At 72.6% G+C, this 22,609-nt stretch carries 20 protein-coding genes; 9 read left to right on the top strand and 11 right to left on the bottom strand.

Translation table 11 applies throughout. From position 1 onward, the window contains the following. Nucleotides 1-87: 87 nt before the first annotated feature. On the bottom strand, nt 88-951 hold the full coding sequence (locus AB0D31_RS30385) for an alpha/beta hydrolase (protein WP_362729052.1): 864 nt from the start codon (nt 949-951) through the stop codon (nt 88-90). Nucleotides 952-1,050: 99 nt separating this feature from the next. Further along, nucleotides 1,051-1,458 (bottom strand): CoA-binding protein, encoded by a 408-nt coding sequence (locus AB0D31_RS30390; protein ID WP_362729054.1) that lies wholly within the window; start codon nt 1,456-1,458, stop codon nt 1,051-1,053. A gap of 495 nt (nt 1,459-1,953) precedes the next feature. On the opposite strand from AB0D31_RS30390, the gene fusA reads away from it, so the two are divergent. The 4 genes from fusA to AB0D31_RS30410 all read left to right on the top strand — a co-directional run bounded on the left by fusA (nt 1,954) and on the right by AB0D31_RS30410 (nt 9,130). Continuing rightward, nucleotides 1,954-4,020, top strand: a complete 2,067-nt coding sequence (gene fusA / locus AB0D31_RS30395) for an elongation factor G (protein WP_362729056.1) — start codon at nt 1,954-1,956, stop codon at nt 4,018-4,020. A 70-nt stretch (nt 4,021-4,090) separates the two neighbouring features. After that, nucleotides 4,091-4,717 carry a YigZ family protein gene (locus AB0D31_RS30400; protein WP_362729058.1) on the top strand — a complete coding sequence of 209 codons (627 nt, stop codon included), beginning with the start codon at nt 4,091-4,093 and terminating at the stop codon, nt 4,715-4,717. A gap of 226 nt (nt 4,718-4,943) precedes the next feature. Then, nucleotides 4,944-6,098: an exonuclease SbcCD subunit D gene (locus AB0D31_RS30405; RefSeq protein ID WP_362729060.1), complete on the top strand. Its 1,155-nt coding sequence runs from the start codon at nt 4,944-4,946 to the stop codon at nt 6,096-6,098. Further along, the gene (locus AB0D31_RS30410) at nt 6,095-9,130 is read left to right on the top strand and encodes an SMC family ATPase (RefSeq protein WP_362729061.1); all 3,036 of its coding nucleotides are present in this window, start codon (nt 6,095-6,097) and stop codon (nt 9,128-9,130) included. The genes AB0D31_RS30405 and AB0D31_RS30410 overlap by 4 nt, the downstream gene beginning before the upstream one ends. Here AB0D31_RS30410 and AB0D31_RS30415 read toward each other — a convergent pair. Then, on the bottom strand, nt 9,098-9,544 hold the full coding sequence (locus AB0D31_RS30415) for an Lrp/AsnC family transcriptional regulator (RefSeq protein WP_362729063.1): 447 nt from the start codon (nt 9,542-9,544) through the stop codon (nt 9,098-9,100). The genes AB0D31_RS30410 and AB0D31_RS30415 overlap by 33 nt on opposite strands. A gap of 94 nt (nt 9,545-9,638) precedes the next feature. Between AB0D31_RS30415 and AB0D31_RS30420 the strand changes: the two genes are divergently transcribed. Continuing rightward, nucleotides 9,639-10,127 (top strand): rhodanese-like domain-containing protein, encoded by a 489-nt coding sequence (locus AB0D31_RS30420; RefSeq protein WP_362729065.1) that lies wholly within the window; start codon nt 9,639-9,641, stop codon nt 10,125-10,127. A gap of 49 nt (nt 10,128-10,176) precedes the next feature. Here the strand turns inward: AB0D31_RS30420 and AB0D31_RS30425 are convergent, their stop codons facing one another. The 3 genes from AB0D31_RS30425 to AB0D31_RS30435 form a co-directional block, all read right to left on the bottom strand. After that, on the bottom strand, nt 10,177-11,853 hold the full coding sequence (locus AB0D31_RS30425) for a DUF885 domain-containing protein (protein ID WP_362729067.1): 1,677 nt from the start codon (nt 11,851-11,853) through the stop codon (nt 10,177-10,179). Nucleotides 11,854-11,959: 106 nt separating this feature from the next. After that, nucleotides 11,960-13,387 (bottom strand): GNAT family N-acetyltransferase, encoded by a 1,428-nt coding sequence (locus AB0D31_RS30430; RefSeq protein WP_362729069.1) that lies wholly within the window; start codon nt 13,385-13,387, stop codon nt 11,960-11,962. Between the two features lie 178 nt (nt 13,388-13,565). After that, complete coding sequence (locus AB0D31_RS30435) at nt 13,566-14,435, bottom strand: alpha/beta fold hydrolase (protein WP_362729071.1); 870 nt, start codon at nt 14,433-14,435, stop codon at nt 13,566-13,568. Nucleotides 14,436-14,755: 320 nt separating this feature from the next. Here AB0D31_RS30435 and AB0D31_RS30440 point away from each other — a divergent pair, with 320 nt between their 5' ends. Next, nucleotides 14,756-15,520: a GntR family transcriptional regulator gene (locus AB0D31_RS30440; RefSeq protein WP_362729073.1), complete on the top strand. Its 765-nt coding sequence runs from the start codon at nt 14,756-14,758 to the stop codon at nt 15,518-15,520. A gap of 168 nt (nt 15,521-15,688) precedes the next feature. On the opposite strand, the gene AB0D31_RS30445 is transcribed toward AB0D31_RS30440, so the two are convergent. The 4 genes from AB0D31_RS30445 to AB0D31_RS30460 form a co-directional block, all read right to left on the bottom strand. Next, the gene (locus AB0D31_RS30445) at nt 15,689-16,846 is read right to left on the bottom strand and encodes an ROK family transcriptional regulator (RefSeq protein WP_362729075.1); all 1,158 of its coding nucleotides are present in this window, start codon (nt 16,844-16,846) and stop codon (nt 15,689-15,691) included. 88 nt (nt 16,847-16,934) lie between these two features. Further along, complete coding sequence (locus AB0D31_RS30450; protein WP_362729077.1) at nt 16,935-17,585, bottom strand: response regulator transcription factor; 651 nt, start codon at nt 17,583-17,585, stop codon at nt 16,935-16,937. A 98-nt stretch (nt 17,586-17,683) separates the two neighbouring features. Continuing rightward, entirely contained in the window at nt 17,684-18,409 is a 726-nt protein-coding gene (locus AB0D31_RS30455) for an SDR family oxidoreductase (protein WP_362729079.1), read from the bottom strand. Between the two features lie 155 nt (nt 18,410-18,564). Beyond that, complete coding sequence (locus AB0D31_RS30460; RefSeq protein WP_362729080.1) at nt 18,565-19,734, bottom strand: histidine kinase; 1,170 nt, start codon at nt 19,732-19,734, stop codon at nt 18,565-18,567. A 107-nt stretch (nt 19,735-19,841) separates the two neighbouring features. Between AB0D31_RS30460 and AB0D31_RS30465 the strand changes: the two genes are divergently transcribed. The 3 genes from AB0D31_RS30465 to AB0D31_RS30475 all read left to right on the top strand — a co-directional run bounded on the left by AB0D31_RS30465 (nt 19,842) and on the right by AB0D31_RS30475 (nt 22,034). Beyond that, entirely contained in the window at nt 19,842-20,780 is a 939-nt protein-coding gene (locus AB0D31_RS30465) for an ATP-binding cassette domain-containing protein (RefSeq protein WP_362729082.1), read from the top strand. 3 nt (nt 20,781-20,783) lie between these two features. Further along, the gene (locus tag AB0D31_RS30470; RefSeq protein WP_362729084.1) at nt 20,784-21,530 is read left to right on the top strand and encodes an ABC transporter permease; all 747 of its coding nucleotides are present in this window, start codon (nt 20,784-20,786) and stop codon (nt 21,528-21,530) included. Nucleotides 21,531-21,599: 69 nt separating this feature from the next. After that, nucleotides 21,600-22,034, top strand: a complete 435-nt coding sequence (locus tag AB0D31_RS30475) for a hypothetical protein (protein WP_362729086.1) — start codon at nt 21,600-21,602, stop codon at nt 22,032-22,034. Nucleotides 22,035-22,062: 28 nt separating this feature from the next. Here the strand turns inward: AB0D31_RS30475 and mug are convergent, their stop codons facing one another. Further along, nucleotides 22,063-22,608, bottom strand: a complete 546-nt coding sequence (mug, locus tag AB0D31_RS30480; RefSeq protein WP_362729101.1) for a G/U mismatch-specific DNA glycosylase — start codon at nt 22,606-22,608, stop codon at nt 22,063-22,065. Between the last annotated feature and the right edge of the window lies 1 nt (nt 22,609).

Here is a 22,609-nt window from a genome sequence, read left to right on the forward strand (position 1 = left end):
GACCACCGTGCTCGCGGTCGTCGTCGCCGGCGCGCCCCCGGCCTCACCGGGAGCGCTGGGGCCCACGGCCCGGGCGCGTCCCCGAACTCACCGAGTGGCCCAGCTCAGGACGCGGGTGAGGACCCGCAGCGCCCCGAAATGAGCGGCCCCCCGCTCGACGATCAACTGGGCGCCGGGGATCCGCTCCGCGAGCCAGCGCGTGTGCTGCACGGGCGCGAACACATCCTGCTCGCCGTGCCACAGCAGTACCGGTGCGGCGATGTCCTCGGGGCGGAACTCCCAGTCGGTGCTGAACGCCATCACGTCGTCGACCCACCCGCCGGCCGAACTGCGCAGCCCTTCCTCGAAGTTGCGCTCCAGCATGACCCGGATCCCCGCGTCGGCGACGATGCCGCGGTCCGGGCCCGGCAGACCCGGCCGCATCTCGGCGACCAGACGCCGGGGATCGGACCGGATCGTGATCGACCGCATCTCCAGGGCGGTCGTCAACTGGCCTTCTCCCGCAGCCGCGTTGATGTACTCCCGCACATTGGACTCGGTCATTCCCTCGAACCAGTCGAGCCCTTGCGCGTCGCGCGGCGCGAGCCCCACGAGCGCGGCGGCCCGCACCGCGCGGCCCGGTAGCAGCGCCGCACAGGCCAACGCGTGCGGCGCGCCACCGGAGCGCCCCACCACGGCGAACTCGTCGATGCCCAGCGCGTCGGCGATCGCTGCCACGTCGGCCGCCGCATGGGCCACCCGGCGTCCCGGCAGCCGGTCCGATTCGCCGTACCCGGCCCGGTCGAAGGTGATCAGGCGCACGCCCAGGCGGTAGAGGACCGCGCTGCGCGGCGCGGGCCCCAGCCGGCTCCCCGGCGTGCCGTGCAGCAGGAACACCGGTCTGCCCTGCGGGTTCCCGTAATTCTCGACCGCTAAGTCCCGCCCGTCCCCGGTACGAATCAGCTCCCCCACCTGGCGCCTCCCCCTAGGTCTGGTTGGCGCCAGTATGAGCGTGTGCGATTCAGTGGTACATACCCGCACTCGTCGAATGCGCGGGCGAGCGGGATCCGCTCAGCCGAGGCGGGGGATCTCGATCGCGGGACAGCGGTCCATCACCATGGCGAGCCCGGCCGCGCGGGTGCGTTCGCAGGCCGCTTCGTCGATGACGCCGAGCTGGAACCAGACGGCCTTGGCGCCGATGGCGACGGCCTGGTCGGCCACCGCGCCGGCGAGGTCGCTGTTCACGAACACATCCACGACGTCGACCGGGAACGGGATGGCGTCGAGGGAGGCGTACCCCTGCTCTCCATGGACGGTCTCGGCCTTGGGGTGGACCGGCACGATGCGCTTGCCGAACCGCTGCAGGACACGGGCGACACCGTAGGCGGCCCGCCCCTCGTTGGAGGACAGCCCGACGACGGCCCAGGTGGGGCCGGTGTCGGTGAGGATCTTGCGGACGGTGTCTTGATCGGCGTGCACGGGGGCCTCCTGGGGTGGGATGTCGGAACTGGTCACTGGGGCCATGCCTACACCGTCCGCTTGCGTGTGCGCCACGTTCGGCTGCCTCCGGTGGCCCCCGCCGACGGTCCGTGCCGCGGAAAACCGCGTGCCTGCGCCCCGCCCCGCTCCCTAGACTCGGGCCACGCGCCACCGACCGGGTGTGCGCGGCCCGTGACGGGTGTCGAGTGAAGAGAAGGGGAGCCGGGCCATGCGCAAGCACCACACCGCGGCTCTCGCCCTCCCGGCCCGGTACGACGTGATCTTGGTGTCCAGCATCGCCCGGTGACGGCTGCGCGGCCTTCACCGTCTGTACCTGACGCCACGTCAGCTTGTTACGTCAACTTGCCTGTCGGCAGCCTTGCTTGCTGTGCCGCACAGCTGCTGCGACAGAGCCGACGTCGTCCGCGATCGCGCCGACCTCTTCACCTTCCGCTTGCTCGGTCCCCGAGCGAAGCCACCCGAAAGGCTCCGGCCATGCGCACCAACGGGCGCCCCCGCACCACGACTTCCCTCACCACCGTCCGCAACCTCGGCATCCTCGCCCACGTCGACGCGGGCAAGACCACGGTCACCGAACGGATCCTCTTCGCGACCGGCGCCGTCCACAAGCGGGGTGAGGTGCACGACGGCACGACGGTCACGGACTTCGACGCACAGGAACGCGACCGCGGCATCACCATCTTCGCGGCGGCCGTGAGCTGCCGGTGGGAAGGACACCGCGTCAACCTCATCGACACCCCGGGCCACATCGACTTCGCCGACGAGGTCGAGCGGTCCCTGCGGGTCCTCGACGGCGCCGTCGCGGTGTTCGACGCCGTCGCGGGCGTCGAGCCGCAGAGCGAGTCGGTGTGGCGCCAGGCCGACCGGCACGGCGTGCCCAGGCTCGCCTTCGTCAACAAGCTGGACCGTGCGGGCGCCGACCTCGATACGGCGGTCGCCTCCATCCGGGAGCGGCTGGGCGCCGTACCCCTGGTGGTGCAGCTGCCCATCGGGGGCGAGGACGCGTTCACCGGCGTCGTCGACCTGGTGCGGATGCGCACCCTGCGGTGGCACGACGACGTGTGCGCCACGGGCCCGGTCGACGCGGACCTGCTCGACGAAGCCGTGCGACGCCGCCGCCTCCTCGAAGAGACGGTGGCGGAGCTCCACCCGGACGCCCTGGAGGAGTTCTGCGCGGCATCGGCGCTGACCGAACAGACCCTCGTACGCGCCCTGCGCGAGCTGACGCTCGCCGGGGACGCGGTGGTGGTGCTGTGCGGCTCCGCCTACCGCAACCGCGGGATCGAGCCCCTGCTCGACGCGGTCGTCGCCTATCTGCCGTCGCCCGCCGACATGCCGCCGGTACGCGGCACCGCCGACGGCGTCGAACTGGAGCGGGCACCCGACCCGGACCAGCCGCTCGCGGCCCTCGCCTTCAAGGTGAGCGCCACCGCGCGCGGCCGCCTGACCTATGTGCGGATCTACGCGGGCACCCTGCGCAAGGGCGATGTCGTACGCGACGCGGCGACGGGTCGCACCGAACGGGTCGGCCGGATCCTGCGCGTGCAGGCCGACCGGCACGAGGAGAGGGAGGAAGCGATGGCAGGCGACATCATCGCCGTGGCCGGCGTCAAGCACGCCCGCGCCGGCACGACGCTCTGCGCGCCGGACGCGCCGCTGCTCCTCGAACCGCCCTCGGTGGCCGAGCCGGTGGTGTCGGTCGCCGTCGAGGCCCGGCTGTCCGCCGACACCGGCCGGCTGGCCACGGCGCTGGCACGCCTCGCCGACGAGGACCCCTCGCTCGTGGTGCGTTGCGACCCGGAGACCGGTCAGACCGTCCTGTCGGGCCTCGGCGAACTGCATCTGGAGGTGGCGGTGGAGAAGATCCGCCGCGACCAGGGTGTCGAGGTCGTCGTCGGCCGCCCGCAGGTCTCGTACCGCGAAACGGTGGTGCGCGGCGTGCGAGGTTTCGGGTACCGGCACGTCAAACAGGACGGCGGGGCTGGGCAGTTCGCGCACGTCGTCCTCGATGTGGAGCCGATGGACGAGACGGGGTTCGCGTTCCGCACGGCGGTGACCGGCGGCCGGGTGCCCCAGGAGTACGTGCTCGCCGTGGAGGCGGGCTGCCGTGACGCGCTCGCCGAAGGCCCGCTCGGCGGGTACCCGGTCACCGGGGTGCGGGTCACGCTCACCGACGGCGCGACCCACTCCAAGGACTCCTCGGAGATGGCGTTCCGCACGGCGGGCCGGTTCGCGCTGCGCGAGGCGCTGAGGGCCTCGGTGACCGGTCTCCTGGAGCCGGTCGTCGAGGTCACGGTGACCGTCCCCGAGGACGGCGTCGGTGGCGTCCTCGGGGATCTCGCGTCCCGCCGCGGCCAGGTGTCGGCGTCCACGGCGACGGCTGGGTCCGCGGTGATCACCGCGACGGTGCCGCTCGCCGAGCTCTTCGGGTACGCCTCCCGGCTGCGCGGCCGCACCCAGGGCCGCGGCACCTTCACCACCCGGCCCGCGCCGCTCGCGCCGGTGCCGTCCGCGGTCGCCGATGGGCTGCTGACCCGGTAGCCACCGCCGATGCCCGCCCCGCCCCGGTCCGCCGGGGCGGGGCGGGCACGGGGGCGCTTAGGGTGGGCGGATGCAGGAGCAGTACCGGACGATCGCCCGAGAAGGCGTGCACGAGAGCGAGATCAGCAGGTCGCGCTTCATCTGCGCGCTCGCGCCCGCCGCGACCGAAGAGGAAGCGCAGGCGTTCATCGCGCGCATCCGCAAGGAGCACCCGGCCGCGGGCCACCACTGCTTCGCGTATGTGATCGGCGCCGACGCCGGCGTGCAGAAGGCGAGCGACGACGGCGAACCCGGCGGGACCGCCGGGGTGCCCATGCTCCAGATGCTCACCCGGCGCGAGGTGCGGTACGCCGTCGCCGTCGTCACCCGGTACTTCGGCGGGGTCAAGCTCGGCGCGGGCGGTCTGATCAGGGCGTACGGGGGTGTGGTCGGCGAAGCCCTGGACGCGGTCGGCACGATCGTGCGCCGCCGCTTCCGGCTGGCCACCGTCACCGTCGACCACCAGCGCGCCGGCCGGCTGGAGAACGACCTGCGGGCGACCGGCCACGCGGTGCGCGAGGTCCACTACGGGGAAGCCGTGACCATCGGCATCGGGCTCCCCGAGGCCGACATCGACACCTTCCGGGCCTGGCTCGCCGACGCCACCGCCGGCACCGCCACGCTGGAGCTCGGCGGCGAGGCGTACGGCGACGGCTGAGGCCGGAGTACGCGGACCGGGTCCCCTCCCCGGCACCCCCCACCCCGTGATCAGGACGCTGATCACGACTCCGGCCACGGCACCCCCGGTACCGATGTCAGACTGAGGGACGTGAGGGGCCAGGTGCCGGCTTGCACCAGCGGGGTCCGCGATGGTGGCGGGGCAGGCGGCGGCCGGAGTGGGCACCGGGAGAGGCGAGGGGAAACATGCAGGTCGGAGCGGTGTCGTGAGGATTCTCCACACCTCGGACTGGCATCTGGGCCGGTCCTTCCACCGGGTCGACCTGCTGGAAGCGCAGGCCGTGTTCCTCGACCACCTGGTGGCGACGGTGCGCGACCACGGCGTCGACGTCGTCCTGGTGGCAGGTGACGTGTACGACCGCGCGGTGCCGCCGCTCGCCGCCGTGGACCTGTTCGACCGGGCGCTGCACAGCCTCGCCGCCGCCGGGGTCGCGACCGTGATGATCTCCGGCAACCACGACTCGGCCCGCCGCCTCGGCGTGGGAGCAGGCCTGATCGAGCGCGCCGGTATCCACCTGCGGACCGACCCCGCCGGGTGCGGCACCCCGGTCCTGCTCGACGACGTGGCCTTCTACGGGCTTCCCTACCTGGAACCCGCCCTGGTCCGCGACGAACTGGCCGCGCCCAAGGGGGGCCACGAGGCGGTGCTGGGCGCCGCCATGGACCGGGTGCGCGCCGACCTCGCACACCGCCCCGCCGGCACCCGCTCGGTCGTCCTCGCGCACGCCTTCGTGGCCGGCGGCGAGCCGAGCGACAGCGAGCGCGACATCACCGTCGGAGGGGTCGCCGCGGTACCCGCCGGCGTCTTCCACGGCGTGGACTATGTGGCCCTCGGCCACCTCCACGGCAGCCAGACGATCACCGAGCGGGTCCGTTACTCGGGCTCGCCGCTCGCCTACTCCTTCTCCGAGACCAACCACCGCAAGTCCATGTGGCTCGTCGACCTCGCCGACGACGGCGCCGTCACCGCCGAACGCGTCGACTGCCCGGTGCCCCGCCCCCTTGCCCGGATCCGGGGACACCTCGACGCGCTCCTCGACGACCCCGCCCTGACCCGGCACGAACAGGCCTGGGTGGAAGCCACGTTGACCGACGCCGTGCGCCCCACCGACGCCATGGCCCGCATCGGCGCCCGCTTCCCGCACACCCTGAGCCTGGTCTTCGACCCCGAACACACCGACGGCGACCCGCACGCCTCGTACGCACAGCGGCTCAGCGGCCGCAGCGACCAGCAGATCGCGGAGGACTTCGTGGCGCACGTACGCGGTGGCAGCGGCCCCGACGACGGTGAACGGGCGGTCCTGCAGGGCGCGTTCGACGCCGTGCGGGTCGACGACGGTGTGCGCGAGGTGACCCGGTGAGGCTGCACCGTATGCGGGTCACGGCCTTCGGACCGTTCGCCGGGAGCCAGGACGTCGACTTCGACGCACTGTCGTCGGCCGGCCTCTTCCTGCTGCACGGACCCACCGGCGCCGGCAAGACCTCGGTCCTCGACGCGGTCTGCTTCGCCCTGTACGGAGCCGTGCCCGGCGCCCGCCAGAGCCCCGGCACCGTGCTCCGCAGCGACCACGCCGAACCCACCGTCTTCACCGAGGTCCTGCTCGAACTGACCGTCGGCGGGCGGCGGTTGGAGGTCACCCGCCGCCCCCAGCAGGACCGGCCCAAGAAGCGCGGCAGCGGCTTCACCACGGAGAAGGCGCAGACCTGGCTGCGCGAGTACGATCCGGCCGGCCGCGCCTGGCGGGCCCTGAGCCGCTCGCATCAGGAGATCGGCGAGGAGCTCGGGCAACTCATAGGGATGAGCCGGGAGCAGTTCTGCCAGGTCGTGCTGTTGCCGCAGGGGGAGTTCGCCAAGTTCCTCAGGTCGGACGCCGAAGCCCGCGGCCGGCTGCTGGGCAGGCTCTTCGACACCCGCCGGTTCGCCGCCGTCGAGGACCGCCTCGCCGACCTGCGCCGGGCCGCCGAACGCCAGGTCAAGGACGGTCACGAACGCCTGCTCGCCTTCGCCCAGCGGATGGCCCAGGCCGCCGGTACCGGTGCCGACGCCCGCGCATGGCCGTTGCCCGACGCCCGGCCCGGCGACCCGGGACTCGCCTCGGACGTGCTCCAGTGGGCGGCCGTCGCACGGGCCGGCGCGCGCGAAGGCCTGGACATCGCAGCGGCCGCCGTGGACGCCGCCGAGAGCCGGAACGCCGCCGCCCGGCGCGCGGCCGAGGAGGCGCGGCAGCTCGCCGCGCTCCAGGAGCGGTACGCGCAGGCCCACGCCAGGGCCGAGGAGCTGACCGCCGCCCGCCCCGAGCAGGAGACGCTGAAGGCGCGCCTGGACACGGCCCGCAAGGCGGAACTCGTCTCGCCCGCGCTCGAATGGTGGGAGCAGGCCCAGCGCGACCACCGCACGGCCACCGCCGAACGCGACCGCTCCCGCGCCCGGCTCCACCCCGACCTCGCCGACGCCGGCGCCGAGCAACTCGCCGCCCTGGAACGCAGGATGCGCCAGGACCTCGGCGCTTTGGACTCGGCCCGCAGAGCCGAGCGGCGCAGCGCCGAGATCGACGAGGAACGCGCCGGCCTCGACCTGAGGGCCCGCGCCGACGAGGAGATCCTCACCGACACGGCCGCATGGCTCGCCGGCTGGGAGAGCGCCCGGCTCGCCCATCAGGCACGGATCGACGCCGCCCACGAGGCCGCGGCCCGCGCCGAACACCTCGCGGGCCGGCTCGAACCGGCCCGGCGCCGCCTCGAAGCGGCCCGCGAACGCGACGCGGCACAGGCCCGCCTCGCCACGGCCGGACAGCGGCACGCCGACGCCCGGGACGCGGCCAACACCGCCCACGAACACTGGCTGGCGCTGCGCGAGGAGCGGCTGCGGGGCATCGCGGCGGAGCTCGCGGCGGGACTGCGCGAGGGTGAGCCGTGCACGGTGTGCGGCTCGGCCGAACACCCCGCCCCGGCGCGCCCCGGCACGGGCCAGGTCGACCGCGCGGCCGAGGACGCCGCACAGCGAGCCCACCGGGACGCCGACGCGGCCCGCGTCGATGCCGAGGCCGCTCTCGCCCTCGTACGGGAGGAGCTCGCGGGCGCCCTGGTCGAGGCGGGCACGGCGAGCGTCGCCGAACTCGCGGTCGAGGCCGACGCGTTGCGCCGTGAGCACGCCGCCGCACGGGAGGCCGCCGCGGGACTGCACGAGGCCCAGGTGTCGCTCGCTGCTGCGGAGCGCGAGTACGAGCAGCGCCTCGCCGCCCAGCGCGCCGCGCAGCAGAGCGTGGCCGCGCGCACCGCGAGCCGTGAGGCACTCGACCGTGAACAGGCCGGTCTGGAAACGGAGTTGGGACGGGTGCGGGCAGGCGCGGCGAGCGTCGCGGAGCAGGCCGCGCTGCTCGAACACCGGGCGGACATCGTCGCCGGGGCGGCGGAGGCGGTCCGCGCCGTCGAGGACAGCGCCGAGCGGCTCAAGGAAGCCGACGGACGGCTCTCGCAGGCGGCCTTCCGCGCCGGGTTCGACACCCCCGACGCCGTGGCGGCGGCCCTGATCGACGAGCGTGGCCAGCGCTCCATCCAGCACCGCATCGACGAGTGGCAGCACGCGTACGCCACCGTCACCGCACGCCTCGCGGAGCCGGAGACCGCGGCGGCGGGCGCGGCGCCGCCCGCCCGCGCCGAGCAGTGCGCGGCCGAGGCGTCCGCCGCCGAACGCGCCCTGCGCGACGCCGCCTCCACGCTCTCGGCGGCCCGCGCCCGCGCCACCGAACTCGACGGCCTCAGCGGCCGGGCCACCGAGGAGACCCGCAGGATCGGCCCGCTGCGCGAAGAGTACGAGCGGGTGGCCCGCCTGGCCGGGCTCACCGCGGGCACCTCGGCCGACAACGAGCGCAAGATGCGCCTGGAGTCGTATGTGCTGGCCGCCCGCCTCGAACAGGTCGCGGCCGCCGCCACCGCCAGGCTCCAGCGCATGTCGGGCGGCCGGTACACGCTGGTCCACTCCGACGCCCGGGGCGGCAGGGGCCGCTCAGGCCTCGGTCTGCACGTGGTGGACGCCTGGACGGGCCGCGAACGCGACACCGCGACGCTGTCCGGCGGCGAGACGTTCTTCGCCTCCCTCGCCCTCGCCCTCGGCCTCGCGGACGTCGTCACCGACGAGGCGGGCGGCGCCCGCCTGGACACCCTGTTCATCGACGAGGGCTTCGGCAGCCTCGACGACCAGACCCTGGACGAGGTCCTCGACGTACTGGACTCCCTGCGCGAACGCGACCGCAGCGTAGGCATCGTGAGCCACGTCGGTGACCTGCGCCGCCGCATCCCGGCCCAACTGGAAGTGGTCAAAGGCCGGACGGGCTCGACGGTACGGCTGCGAGGGGCCGGTTCAGCGTCCGATCGACCGCCGGGGCAGGGGTGAGGAATACACCACACTCGTCGTCACCGCGCCCAGCGTGCCGATCTTCCCGGATATCTCCTCCAGGTGGCTCATCGAGCGGGCGCCGACCTTGATGACGAAGCAGTCGTCGCCCGTCACATGGTGGGCTTCCATGATCTCCGGGGTCGCCTCCACCAGTTCGTGGAACGGCTTGTAATGGCCGTTCGGATAGCGAAGGCGCACAAAGGCGAGGATGGGCCTGCCGAGACGTTCCTGGTCGACGACGGCCGTGTAGCCGGCGATCACCCCGGCTTCTTCGAGGCGTCGTACGCGCTCGGTGACGGCGCTCGCCGACATCGACACGGTCCGGGCCAGCTCGGCGTAGCTGGCCCGTCCTTCCTGCTGGAGGGCTTCCAGGATGCGCCAGTCGGTGGCGTCGGGGGAATACGTGGTCATGGCCCCACACAACCGTGAAATCCGCGGCGCGACAAGAGATGCCCCGGGGATCGGACCTTCTCGGAGTGGATCACCGGCCCGTAGATTTTCAGCCATGACGACACAGCTCACCGCCCCCGAATCCGCTGTCCTGCGGGTGGCCCCGGCCGCCCCCGCGGAGGCCGCCGCCTACTTCCGTGCGAGCCTCGCCTTCCACGCGGACGTCTCCGACGTCGCGGCCGCGCTCGCGGCCGGCGGGGACCCGGGATTCGTCGTCCTTGACTCCCGTTCCACCGCGTCCTGGGACCAGGGCCATGTACCCGGCGCCGTCCACCTGCCGACCGCGCTCATCGCCGAACAGGCCGAGCAACTGCTGGACAAGGCGGTCCCCGTCGTCACGTACTGCTGGGGCCCCGGCTGCAACGGCGCCACCCGCGCGTCCCTCGCCCTCGCCGAACTGGGCTTCCAGGTCAAGGAGATGCTCGGCGGCTTCGAGTACTGGGTGCGCGAGGGCTTCGCGTTCGAGACGTGGGAGGGCGGCGAGCGGCGCGCCGCCGACCCGCTCACCGCGCCGGTCGGCGCGGGGGAGGACTGCGGCTGCTGAACCGGCGTGCGGGAGGCGGCCCGTCGAACGGACCGCCCCCGCCGCGGTCTCAGAGCTTGGAGAGCTCGTCGACCAGGTCGTCGAGGCCCAGCGAGCCCTGCGAAAGCGCCGCCATGTGCCAGGCCTTCGGGTCGAAGGCGTCACCGTGGCGGGCCCGCGCGTTCGCACGCCCGAGCAGCCAGGCGCGCTCGCCCAGCTTGTAGCCGATGGCCTGCCCCGGCATCGACAGGTAGCGGATCAGCTCGCTCTGTACGAAGTCGGCGGGCCGGCTGCTGTGCCCGGCGAAGAACGCGTGGGCCAGCTCCGGCGTCCAGCGCTCACCCGGGTGGAACGGCGAGTCCGCCGGGATCTCCAGCTCCAGGTGCATGCCGATGTCGATGATCACCCGGCAGGCACGCATCATCTGGGCGTCCAGGTACCCGAGCCGGCGCTCCGGGTCGGTCAGGAAGCCCAGCTCGTCCATGAGGCGCTCCGCGTACAGCGCCCAGCCCTCGGCGTTGGCGCTGACGTGGCCGACGGTGGCCTGGTAGCGCGAGAGCTGGTCGGCGACGTGCACCCACTGCGCGATCTGGAGGTGGTGGCCGGGCACACCCTCGTGGTACCAGGTCGACACCAGGTCGTACACGGGGAAACGGTTCTCACCCATGGTGGGCAGCCAGGTGCGGCCGGGGCGCGAGAAGTCCTCCGAGGGACCGGTGTAGTACGGGGCCGCGGCGCCTCCCGGCGGCGCGATGCGCGACTCCACCTTGCGTACCCGCTCGGCGAGTTCGAAGTGGGTGCCGTCGAGCGCCTCGATGGCCTCGTCCATCAGGGACTGCAACCAGTCGCGGACCTCGTCGACGCCCTCGATGTGCGCGCCGTGCTCGTCGAGGTGGGCCAGTGCCTCCCAGGGCCCCGCGTCGGGAAGGATCTTGGCGGCCTCGGTCTGCATCTCGCCGAGCAGCCGGTGGTACTCCGACCATCCGTAGGCGTACGCCTCGTCGAGGTCGAGCGCGGTGCCGTTGTAATACTGCGACCAGCGCTGATAGCGCTCGCGGCCCACCGTGTCGGGTGCACCCTCGATGGCCGGCGCGTACACGTCGCGCAGCCAGTCGCGCAGGGCGGCGAGGGCTGTGGACGCCTCGGCCGCCGCCGCGTCGAGTTCGTCACGCAGCGAGGCGGGGCCGGGAGCGGCGATCCCCTCGAAGAAGCCGGTGTCGACCCACTCGCCGAGCTGTCCGATGACGGTGTCGGTGGCGAGCGGACCGCCGAACAGCTTGCGCTCCAGGCCCAGTTCGAGCGAGGCGCGGTACCCCTCGATCGCGGCGGGCACCGCGCGCAACCGGGAGGCGAGAGCGTTCCAGTCCTCGTCGGTCTCCGTCGGTGACAGGGTGAACGCCATCCGCACGTCGTGCACCGGCGAGTTGAGGTTGCTGACCTTGCGCAGGCCCTCGTCCGCCTCGTGGACAGCGAGTTCGGAGGTGAGCCGCTCCCGCAACAGCCGGCCGCAGCGCCGCTCGGCGTCGCTGTCGGCGCCGGGCTGCCGCTCGGCCTCGTCGAGCCGGGCGAGCGTGGCGCGCGCCAGGTCGGCCAGGGCCGCCTCTCCCGCGGGGGAGAAGTCGGGCAGGAGGGCGTGGCTCGCCCTGACGCCCAGATAGCTACTGGTGATCGGGTCGAGTTCGATGAGCGCGTCGACATAGGCGTCGGCGACCTGGCGGGGCAGCGCACTGCTGGAAGTAACTGACATGCGGACATCCTCTCCGAGCGAGGGCTCCGCGTCACCACCCATCAGGGCCCGAGCCCCTGTCGGTCACCGCGTCGTGTTCGGTACGCCGTGATTGAAGGCGCCCGGGTCAGCGCCGTTCGGCGTGGTGGGGCCGCCGCTCCGGGGCGTTCCGGGATGCCGCCGTGGCGAGGCGCGCCGTGATCACCAGGGTGCCCTCCTCGATCTGGTAGTCCAGCGGAAGGCCGAGCCCTCGCATGGCCGCCACCATCGCGGTGTTGGACGACTGGGTGATGGCGTAGACGCTCTCGCAGCGGGCCTCGGCGGCGAGGTCGAGCAGACGGCGCAGCAGGTGGGATCCGATGCCGCGGCGCTGCCAGGAGTCCTCCACGAGCAGGGCGACCTCGGTCTCGTCGCCGTCCCACAGCAGATGACCGAGGGCGACGAGGCGTCCGGACGCGGTCTGTACGGCGAGGGTGCGGCCGTAGCGCGGGCTCAGCAGGTGGCCGAGGTAGCGGTCCGCGTCGCCGACGGGGCCGTGGTAGCGCAGGCCGAGCGTGTGCGGGGAGCAGCGCTCGTGCATGGCCTTGGCGGCCTCCAGGTCGCGCGGGTCCGCGCGCCGTACGGTGATCTCGTTGCCCTCGGGCAGGGTCAGCACGTCCTCGCCGCGCGGAACGCGGGGGCCGAGCCGGGCGTCCAGCTCGACCAGGGCCCGCGCCCGGGCGAACTCGGCCGGGGTGAAGGGCAGATGAGGCCGGTCGATGGTGATCGTGCCACCGCTCGGGTCACGCAGCCGCATCATGGTCGACTCCAGTACGCCCTCGACCGGGGCGATCTCGCCGTTGGGGCGGCCGGTGAGGGAGACCGCGGGCAGCGAGTGGATGGTGCAGCGGCCCAGCAACTGGCGCAGCGCCAACGGGAGTTCCGCGGCATCGAGCGCGGTGCGGGTAGCGAGCCCGAGGACCCGGGTCGGCGCGTCGACGAGGTCATGGGCGTCGGCCCGCTCGGTCCAGGTGTCGGCGCCGCCGGCCGCGTAGACGGCGGCGGACAGGTCGCTGGCCGACAGATGGGCGGGGGCGCGCAGCAGGAACTCGTCGACCGTGCCGTCGGCCAGCGGGTGCGTCTGGAGCGTGAGGATGTCCACGCGGTGTCCGGCAAGCACGCCGCACAGCGCCGCGAGACTGCCGGGCTCGTCCCGCACCGTCGTCCGCATCCGCCACAGGGTCGTCTCGCGGGGCGCGCCTTCGGGCTGCGCCTCGCCGGTGGCGGCGTCGGTACCGGCGATGTCCGGCGGCGGCGCATGGCTGTGGCGCCGTGCCCACCAGGTGTGGAACGCCGCCGTGGCGATGAGCGCACCCGCCGAGGCGATCAGCAGGTACGTACCGTCGGGGCCGTGGGCGACCAGGTTCGCGAGCCCGTCGGCGACGGCCACGGCCGTGAACAGCGCGGCCAGCTCGACCAACTCCCGCCGCCAGGCGTGACGGCGGGTGTGCTTCTCGGACGTCGGGGCGGAGGTGGGGGTGGCGGGGGCGGAGGTCTGGGCGTGCGTATCAGTCATGGCACTACTGTGACCGAGCGGTGTTGCGTGATCGCGAACGCTTTGTGACTGACGGGTTAAGCATGCTTCTGATGCCCTTTTGGCTGTTTTCCGCCGGGCATGGCCTGGAGTGTTCGCCTCCGTAGACAGGCCCGCTCACGGCCCTGTCTACGGCCATGGTTATGGGCGGCCCCACGGCTCACGCGAGCTGCGCCGCCGCCCCCAAGGGGACGCCGACCGGGCGGCTGCCGTCCAGGACGACCCGCGTGACCAGGGCCGGATCGTCGTTCATCGGTACATGGCCGCAGCCGGGCAGCCGTATCAGGCGGGCGCCGGGGATGGCGCGCTTGGCGCGGACGCCCTGGCGGCGCGGGAGCAGTCGGTCCTTGCTGCCCCAGGCGACGGTGACGGGCACGCCGGGCACGTCCTCGGTGACCTGGACGGTCTGCCCGGCGGCGAGGGTCTTCGCGAAGCCGGGCGCGTCGCACAGGGCGAGCGTCTCGGCGACGACGGCCTCCGGTGAACGCCTCCCGGGCCGTGCGTAGATGGTGCTGGTCAGAGCAGTGCGCCCGGCGGCCGTGCGGGACAGCCGCTCGACGAGCGGGAGCGGCAGGGCCATCGCGATCTGCCGCATGGTCCGCAGCACGGCGAACGCGTACTGCCGCTCCGGCGGCGTCCAGAAGCCCGCGGGCGAGAGCGCCGTCACGGACCGCACGAGCCCCGCGCGCCCCAGCTCCAGAGCGAGCAGTCCGCCCAGCGAGTTGCCCGCGACGTGCGGGCGGTCGATCCCGAGGGCCTCGCACAGCGCGCCGAGCACCGGGACGACGCCCGCGAGGTCGTAGGAGACGCCGTCCGGCAGTCCGGGCGATGCGCCGAACCCCGGCAGGTCGACGGCGATCACATCGCGATCGGCCGCCAGCAGGTCGAAGACCGGGTCCCACGCCTGAAGGTGGTGACCGATGCCATGGAGCAGCAGGAGGGGTTCGCCGGAGCCCCGGCGGCGATAGGCGACCGAGGTGGGACGGGGCCCTCGGGGGGTGTCGATCGTGAACGAGACCTCTGCGGTCATGGGGCTGCTCCCTGTCCTGGGCTCCGCGCTTAGACGACTTGTCAGCAACAACTACCGTCCAGTAGCCGGGAGTTCAATAGACATTCCGGGCATGGCGTGGACGCGGTGCCGAGCGGAGACCTTCGCCTGCGCGGGCTTCACGAGGGCACGAACGTCTCGTGAACGCTCTGTGGCACCCCTCGTGTGCGCTCCGTAACGGAACGAGGATTGGTCTTGACCAAGGGGGTGGGCCGCCCTATGGTCACAGAGTTAGTGCAGGAACCTTTAATAAACAAGGGCACGGAAAGCCGCCGCGGACACGGCGATTGCGGAGGATCAGGGTGGGGACCACGCAGCTGGAAACGGTGCCGGAACCGAAGTACTGGCACCTCAAGACGGTACTCAGCGAGGCGCTCGACTCGGACTTCGCGGTAGGCGAGATCCTGCCCAACGAGCGCGACCTCGCGGCCCGGTTCGGCGTCGCACGCGCCACGCTCCGCCAGGCTCTCGAACAGCTCGAACTGGAAGGCCGCCTCCAACGCCGCCGCGGCGTCGGCACCACCGTCGCCCCGCCGCGCACGGCCGTCCCGGTCGCCACCGCCCAGCACGACTGGCCCGGCGCGCCCGGCGACGACTGGCAGACCGCCGACGCGTCGAGCGCCGTGCCGCCGGCGGCGGTCGCCGGCCTCTTCGGTGCGGCAGGAGGCGAGGAGATGCAAGTCGTCCGGCGGATCCGGGTGACCCACGGCCAGGCGGTCGCCGCCGAGCTCCTCTATGTTCCGGCCGGCTCGGTGCCCGAGCTCTCCGCCATCGACGTGCCCTCCGGCCCGGCCCGCGGCCGCGCCGTCCTGCGCGAACTGCGTCGCCTCGGCCTCGAAGGCCAGGACCGCGCGGTGGAGCTGGGCTCGGCCCGCGCCGACGACGCCAAGGAACTCGACCGGCTGCCCGGCGCCCCCGTCCTCGTCGTGACCACCCGGTACCACGCCGACGGCCGCACCCTGGCCGTCTCGGTCGCCACCTACCGCGCGGACACCTGCCGCCTCACCTTCGGCGACTCGGGCGACCTGGAGATCAGCCACACCGCCCAGCAGCGCCAGGCCTCCTGAACTCCACGGCACGACGCGGCCCGCACCTGTGCAAGGTACGGGCCGTGGTGCGTCGCGGGGGGTTTCGGCGGCGCGCCTGTGCAGGGTGCGGGCCGTGGTGCGTGTCGCCGGATGTCTCAGCGGCCCGCATCTGTGCAGGGTGCAAGCCGTGGCGCGTCGCCGGGTGTCTCAGCGGCGCGCGGTCACCGTGCCCTCCACGGCGAACAGCTCTTCCTCCACATGGTCGAGGGCCAGCCGCAGTGCGCCCGTCGCCACCGCCGCCTCACCCAGCAGGGACAGCACCACGCGCGGCGGCCGCAGACAGTACCGCGCCAACTCCTCGCGCAGCGGCTGCAGTACGCCGTCGATGCCTGCGGCCCAGCCGCCCACGACGACCAGCTCCGGGTCGAGGGCGAGCACCAGCGCGGCCACGTCGTGCACCAGTCGCTGAAGGAACCGCTCCACCGCGGCCTGCGCCCGCGCGTCGCCCTGCCGGGCCAGCGCGAACACATCCGCGACGGCCTGCTCGTCGAGCGGGTGCAGCGGTTCGTCCGTGGTCGAGAGCAGCTTCTCGGGGGTGACGTCGCGGCCGAGGAGATGGAGCGCGCCGATCTCGCCCGCGGCGCCGCCGAAGCCCCGGTGCAGCCGGCCGCCGATCAGTGAACCCGCACCCGGACTCAGGCCGGCCATGACGAAGACCATGTCGTCGGAGTCGGTCGCCGCGCCCTTCCAGTGCTCGGCCACGGCCGCCGCGTTGGCGTCGTTCTCCACCAGGACCGGGCAGCGGAACGAGCGCCGCAACCGCTCACCCAGGGCGAGCCCGGTCCACTCGGGCAGTGCCGTACCCAGCCGCACCGTGCCGTCGGCCTCGACGATGCCCGGGCTGCCGACCCCGACCGCGCGCAGCGAACTGCGCGCCACACCGGCCCTGCGCAGCACATCGGCGACCGTCACCCGGACCCGTTCGAGCCGCTCGTCGGCCGATGCCGCCTCGGGCACCTCACGCGAGCCCGCACCGAAGATCCGGCCGTCGAGGCCGGAGAGCAGCGCGGCCACCCGGTGCGGGCCGATCTCTATGCCGAGCAGATGTCCCGCCTCGGCCCGGAACCGGAAACGCCGCGCGGGGCGGCCCTGACGCCGGGCCTCACCCTCCTCGGGCGCCGACTCCACGACGAGCCCGGCCTCCATCAGGCCGTCGACCACGCCCTCGACCGTCGGCCGGGACAGACCGGTGATCCGGGTCAGATCGGTCAGTGTGGGAGATTCCGCGCCCCTCAGGGCGTGCAGCACCACCGCGGAATTGATCCTCCGCAGCAGAGAGGGATCCCCGCCGGTCAGCCGCCCCAACGTGTGTCCTCCCAGCTCGTGCGCGTGTCTGCCGGATCGTACTCGCTGGTCAGGTGTACGGCGAGCGGCGGCCCGTAACGAAAGGCGATCAGCTCGGGGCCACGAATCCGGACTCGTACGCGGCGATGACCGCCTGGGTGCGGTCCCGGGCACCCAACTTCCCCAGAACGGCGCTGACATGCGTCTTCACGGTCTCCACGCCGACGACGAGCTGGGCGGCGATCTCCGCGTTGGAGAGCCCCCGCGCCATCAGCCGCAGCACCGCGGCCTCCCGGTCGGTGAGCGCCGCCTCGGCGAACGCGGTCTTGGCGGCGCTGTTGCCGTACTCGGCGGCGAGCGCGCGCACCGCGGCCGGAAACAGCAGTGAGTCGCCCTCGGCCACCAGCCGCACCGCGTGCACGATCTCGGCAGGCCGGGCCCGCTTGAGAAGGAACCCGTCGGCTCCGGCCCGCAGCGCCTGGTACACATACTCATCGTTCTCGAAGGTGGTGACGACCAGGATCTTCGGCGGATCCTGGACGGTCCGCAGCACCGCACGGGTCGCCTCTATGCCGTCCATGAGCGGCATCCGCACATCCATCGCGACGACGTTCGGCCGCAGCTGCCGGATCAGCGGGATCACGGCGGCGCCGTCGGCCGCCTCGCCCACCACCTCGATATCGGGCTGCGCCTCGAGCACGGCCCGCAGACCCGCACGGACCAGGGGCTCGTCGTCGACCAGAAGTACGGATACCGGCATCGGGCCAGCCTAGGGGGTCCCCGACCGTCGCATCTGGTGTTGAGGCATTGACCGGCGGACCCGGCCGTGCCGCCGGTGCCGGTGCCCGTGTACCGGACTCAGGCCAGTCCGCCCGTTGCCCGCAGGTTCTGGCCCGTAATCCACGCCCCCTCCGGACTCGTGAGGAACGCTACGACAGCGGCCACGTCGGATGCCTCCCCGAGGCGGCCAAGAGGTGTCATCCTAGCGACAGCCTGGAGCGCCTCCGGGGGGTTGGCGCCACGGAGCATTTCCGTGTCGGTCGCGCCGGGAGAGACAGTGTTGACCGTGATGCCCCGTGGCCCGAGCTCCCGGGCGACGACCGCGGTCAGCTGCTCGATCGCGCCCTTGCTTGCGGCGTACGGCCCGATACCCGGCACAGGACGCACGGTGTTCATGGTGGAGATGTTCACGATCCGCCCGCCGTCGCGCATCCGCCTGGCCGCATAACGCATCGTCAGGAAGACCGACCTCGTATTGACCGCCATCACGCTGTCGAATACCTCCACCTCGGTCTGGGCGAGCGGGGCCGGGCTGAAGGCCATCGCCGCGTTGTTGACCAGGATGTCCAGGCCACCGAGATGCTCCTCTGCGGCCTCCATCAGCCGCTCCGGCGCGTCCGCCTCCTTCAGGTCAAGGCATAACGCCCGGACCTTGCCGCCGTCTGTCTGAACGGCGCGGACGACGTCGGCCGCGGCTTCCTCGCTGGTGGCGTAGTTGAAGACCACGTCGGCCCCGTCACGGCACAGGCGTTCAACAATCGCCCGGCCGATCCCCCGGGAACCGCCCGTGACGACGGCCGTCATACCTTTGAGCACTGTTCCTCCACGCCGGCGAGTAGATGATGTGGGCCTTCGAACGTACTGGTGCCACCGTTCCCGCTCAACGGCATTCGCCGGCATCGTCCGCCGGACAGGCTCCAGTGGCCGGCCGCGACGGGGCCCGAGGGCTGTGGACAACCTCAGACCGGGGTCTCCAGCGGTAGCCGCACCCGCACCCGCCACTCTCCTTCGTACGCCCCCGTCTCCGCCTCCCCGCCGAGCAGCGCGGCACGCTCCCGCATGCCGCGCAGACCGCTGCCGCCCTTGCCTCGCGGCGCCGCACCCGTCAGGGGATTGGTCACATCCATCTCAAGCCGCTGTCCGAGCACGGCCATACGGATCCGCACCGGCACGGGTCCCGAGTGCCGCAGCACATTGGTCAGGGCTTCCTGGAGGATGCGGTACCCCTCGCGCGAAACCGGCCCAGGCACCAGCTCCAAGGGCCCGGAGAACTCCGCCTCGACCTCCGCGCCCGAACCGCGGGCGGACTCGATGAGCCGGCCCGCCTCCAGAAGCGTCGGTCGCCTACTGGCCGGAAGCGTCGTCTCGCGCAGCACGAGCAGTACGCGCTCCAGGTCCTCCAAGGCCGCCCGGCCGGTCTCCTCGATGGCGAGGAGGGCGCGGTCGGTGAAGGCGGGATCCTTGGCAGCGCGGGCCGCGCCCGCCTGCACCACGGCGACGGTCAGCGCGTGACCGATGGAGTCGTGGATCTCGCGGGCGATGCGATTGCGTTCGAGGAGCAGCTCCGTGCGCTCCTCCAGCGCGGTGACCCGCTCGGTGGCCGAAGGCCCCAGCAGCCTACGGGCGAGGAACGTGATGAGATCACCGGTCAGCACCATGCACACCGGCATGAGCGCGACGGGAATCACCGCGAGCGGCACGAGCCACCAGCGCCCAGGCCAGGACGCCACCCACCCGAAGACGACCGGCGCTTGACCAAGACCGCGCGCCACCATGTCCACGGCCAGCGACGGTATCCAGACGGTCCCCGCGATGGCCGCCCCGGACAGCACGAGACGGACCTCGAGCCACAGCACGGTGCGCCACCGGTCCCGCCAAGTGGCCGACGGCGCCAGGGAGATCGAAGGATCGGCTCTGCCGCGCTCGTGCGGAGTGAGCAGCAACTGCGCCTGGACGCCCTCTTCGAGCCGCACCGCGGGGATCAGGCCGAGCGGCACCACCAACAGCCCCAGGATGTACACCTGGCTGGTGATGAACAGCCATATGGCCACGAAGGCCATCGGGATGAGCAAATGAAGCCAGCGTGTGTAGGTGACCGGGCGAGCCAGCCGGCGAAGGGAGCGGCGCATTCGTCCATCGTCCCAGCGCGCCGATCCGGGCGGCTCCCCCGCGCGGGGGAGAAGATCCCCTCTGCCGGGGGAGGCCGATGACCAGGCCGTTGGGACACGCTCGAGGCATGACACGGATCAAAGTCCAAGCGCTCTGCAAGGAGTACGGCACCACACGCGCCGTGGACCGCCTCACCTTCGCCGTCGAGCCCGGCCGGGTCACCGGCTTCCTCGGGCCCAACGGCGCGGGCAAATCCACCACGCTGCGCATCCTGCTCGGTCTCGACCGGCCGACATCCGGCACCGCGACGATCGGCGGCCGGCGGTACGCGGAGCTGACGGACCCGCTGCGCGCGGTGGGAGCCCTGCTCGACGCCCAGGCCGCGCACGGCTCCCGCACCGCCCGCGCCCACCTGCTCGCCCTCGCCGTCAGCAACCGCATACCGGCACGGCGGGTGGAGGAGGTTCTCGCGGAGGCCGGGCTGACGGAGGTCGCGGGCCGTCGCGTCAAGACGTTCTCACTCGGCATGCGGCAGCGGCTCGGGATCGCGGCCGCGCTCCTCGGCGATCCAGCGGTGGTGATCCTGGACGAACCGTCCAACGGGCTCGACCCCGAAGGGATCATCTGGATACGGGAGTTGATGCGCGGCCTGGCCCGGCAGGGCAGGACGGTGCTGGTCTCCAGCCACCTGATGAACGAGACGGCCTCGTTCGCCGACCATCTGGTCGTCCTCGGCCGGGGCCGGCTGCTCGCCGACACCCCCATGCGGGACTTCATCGACTCCCGGATCCAACCCAGGGTCCGTCTGCGCACCACGGAGGGCCGCCGACTGCGCGAGCTCCTCCTCGGCGAGGGCTTCGAACCGGTCCAGAGGGAGGGCGGGCTCTGGACGGTCGAAGGGGCGCGGCTCGACACAATCGGACCGCTAGCCGCACGGGCCGGCATTCCGATACTCGAACTCGCCACGGAAGAAGGCACGTTGGAGCAGGCCTACCTCGATCTGACCGCAGGCGAGACGCAGTACGCGTCCGCCTCCGTCCCGGCCTCCGCGACCCAGGAGATCTGACCCATGGCGTTTCTCGCAGTGCTCCACACCGAGTGGATCAAAGTGCGTTCGCTGCGCTCCCTGATGGGCTCCCTGCTGACGGTCCCCGTGGCGACAGCGGGCCTCTCGCTCCTCATCTGCGGCGCCCTCGGCCGCCCTCAGCCCGGCAGCACCGACTTCGACCCCGTGCTGTTCTCCTACTACGGCCTGAACTTCGGCCAGTTGGCCGCCGTCATCTTCGGCGTCATAGCGATGGGCGGCGAATACAAGAACGCCGCGATCAGGGTTTCCCTTGTGGCCGTGCCCGACAGAACCGTCTTCTACGGGGCCAAGCTCGCGGTGGTGGGCGGATGCGTCTTCGCCGTCGGCCTGGTGGCCAGTCTGATCAGCTTCCTCGGTGGCCAAGCCCTGATGGACCAGGGCTTCGGGATAGGCATCGGGGACCCTGGTGCACCGCGCGCCGTCATCGGCTGCGCCCTCTATCTGGGGCTGATCAGTGTCCTCGCGGCGGGGGTGGCGGCCGCGCTGCGCAGTGTCACCGGCGCGCTCAGTGTGCTCGTGCCGCTGTTCCTGATTCTGCCGTTCGTCGTGGGCGACATGACACAGGGCGGCGGAGCGGCCGACTTCCTGCCCGACCGTGCCGGACAGCAGATCCTGCTGCAACACCCGGCCGGGACCCTGGGCCCGTGGAGCGGACTGGCCGTCCTCGCGGCGTGGACGCTGCTCACGGCGGGCGCCGGATGGTGGGCACTGAGGCGGCGGGACGCCTGACCGCGCGAAGGCCGGCGTCCTGCGGCTGACGCGACGCCAATTGTCAGTGCCGGGCGGTTTACTGACGGCATGACCACCGCCCTGTATCTCCAGCACATCGACCGGCTGCGTTCCCGGGAGTTCCCGGCACAGCGCGGCCGCAGCGGCTCGGGTGTGAGCGGGCCGGGGTACCACAGCGCGTGTCTGAGCGCCGACGAAGAGGAGTGGGAGGACATGGCGCAACGGCTGGAACAACGCGCCCAATGCGTCGCCGACCACGACGCCTTGATAGCGGAGCTCACCCGCCGCTGGCAGGAACCGCAGTGGATCTGCCTCTGGAGCGCACAGGCCCGGCTGGTCGCGGGAGAGGCGATACCGGAGCCCTGGGCGGAGTTCGCCGTCGGCTTCGACTTCCTGCACCTGTGGCATGTGGAGGACCGGTGGATCGCGGTGGGGCTCGACCTTGAGGAGGAGGGCCCCGGATGGGACCTGAGCGTTACGGTGACGGAGATCGCCCCGCCCTAGGATCCCCACCGCGCCCACCGCGCCCGAGCTAGTCGAGCGGCTTCTGCGCCGCGAGGCGCAGGCGGGCGTATTCCTCGGCCATGGTCCGCGCCGTCCAATGGGCGTTCAGACCACTGGGATTGGGCAGCGCCCACACGCGGGTCGCACCGATCGTGTGCTCCTGGGGGCCGATGCGAGCCTTGCGGTCGCCGAAGGCGGTGCGATAGGCGGTCACCCCGACGACGGCCAGCCAGGCGGGCCGGAATCGCTCCACCTTCTCCGTCAGCAGGCGGCCGCCCTCGCGGAACTCCGCGGCGTCGATCTCGTCCGCGCGGGCCGTGGCTCGGGCCACCACGTTGGTGATGCCGAGACCGTACGAGAGCAGCTCGTTCTGCTCGGACGGCTTCAACTGCCGTGGTGTGAAGCCGGACAGGTGCAGAACCGGCCAGAAGCGGTTGCCCGGCCGGGCGAAGTGGTGGCCGGTGGCGCCCGACATCAAGCCGGGGTTGATGCCGCAGAACAGCACGGACAAGCCGCCCGCGATCACGTCGGGAATGACGGTGTCGCGAGCGGCCTGGAGTTCCTGAGGTGTCAGC

It is taken from the genome of Streptomyces sp. NPDC048361 (assembly GCF_040651795.1).
Taxonomy (GTDB): Bacteria; Actinomycetota; Actinomycetes; order Streptomycetales; family Streptomycetaceae; genus Streptomyces.

What these genes read in the sequence shown, in the direction of transcription:
- fusA (WP_362729056.1), top strand. Translation starts at nt 1,954, where the DNA reads ATGCGCACCAACGGGCGCCCCCGCACCACGACTTCCCTCACCACCGTC.
- AB0D31_RS30400 (WP_362729058.1), top strand. Translation starts at nt 4,091, where the DNA reads ATGCAGGAGCAGTACCGGACGATCGCCCGAGAAGGCGTGCACGAGAGC.
- AB0D31_RS30415 (WP_362729063.1), bottom strand. Translation starts at nt 9,544, where the DNA reads ATGACCACGTATTCCCCCGACGCCACCGACTGGCGCATCCTGGAAGCC.
- AB0D31_RS30420 (WP_362729065.1), top strand. Translation starts at nt 9,639, where the DNA reads ATGACGACACAGCTCACCGCCCCCGAATCCGCTGTCCTGCGGGTGGCC.
- AB0D31_RS30425 (WP_362729067.1), bottom strand. Translation starts at nt 11,853, where the DNA reads ATGTCAGTTACTTCCAGCAGTGCGCTGCCCCGCCAGGTCGCCGACGCC.
- AB0D31_RS30430 (WP_362729069.1), bottom strand. Translation starts at nt 13,387, where the DNA reads ATGACTGATACGCACGCCCAGACCTCCGCCCCCGCCACCCCCACCTCC.
- AB0D31_RS30435 (WP_362729071.1), bottom strand. Translation starts at nt 14,435, where the DNA reads ATGACCGCAGAGGTCTCGTTCACGATCGACACCCCCCGAGGGCCCCGT.
- AB0D31_RS30450 (WP_362729077.1), bottom strand. Translation starts at nt 17,585, where the DNA reads ATGCCGGTATCCGTACTTCTGGTCGACGACGAGCCCCTGGTCCGTGCG.
- AB0D31_RS30455 (WP_362729079.1), bottom strand. Translation starts at nt 18,409, where the DNA reads ATGACGGCCGTCGTCACGGGCGGTTCCCGGGGGATCGGCCGGGCGATT.
- AB0D31_RS30460 (WP_362729080.1), bottom strand. Translation starts at nt 19,734, where the DNA reads ATGCGCCGCTCCCTTCGCCGGCTGGCTCGCCCGGTCACCTACACACGC.
- AB0D31_RS30465 (WP_362729082.1), top strand. Translation starts at nt 19,842, where the DNA reads ATGACACGGATCAAAGTCCAAGCGCTCTGCAAGGAGTACGGCACCACA.
- AB0D31_RS30470 (WP_362729084.1), top strand. Translation starts at nt 20,784, where the DNA reads ATGGCGTTTCTCGCAGTGCTCCACACCGAGTGGATCAAAGTGCGTTCG.
- AB0D31_RS30475 (WP_362729086.1), top strand. Translation starts at nt 21,600, where the DNA reads ATGACCACCGCCCTGTATCTCCAGCACATCGACCGGCTGCGTTCCCGG.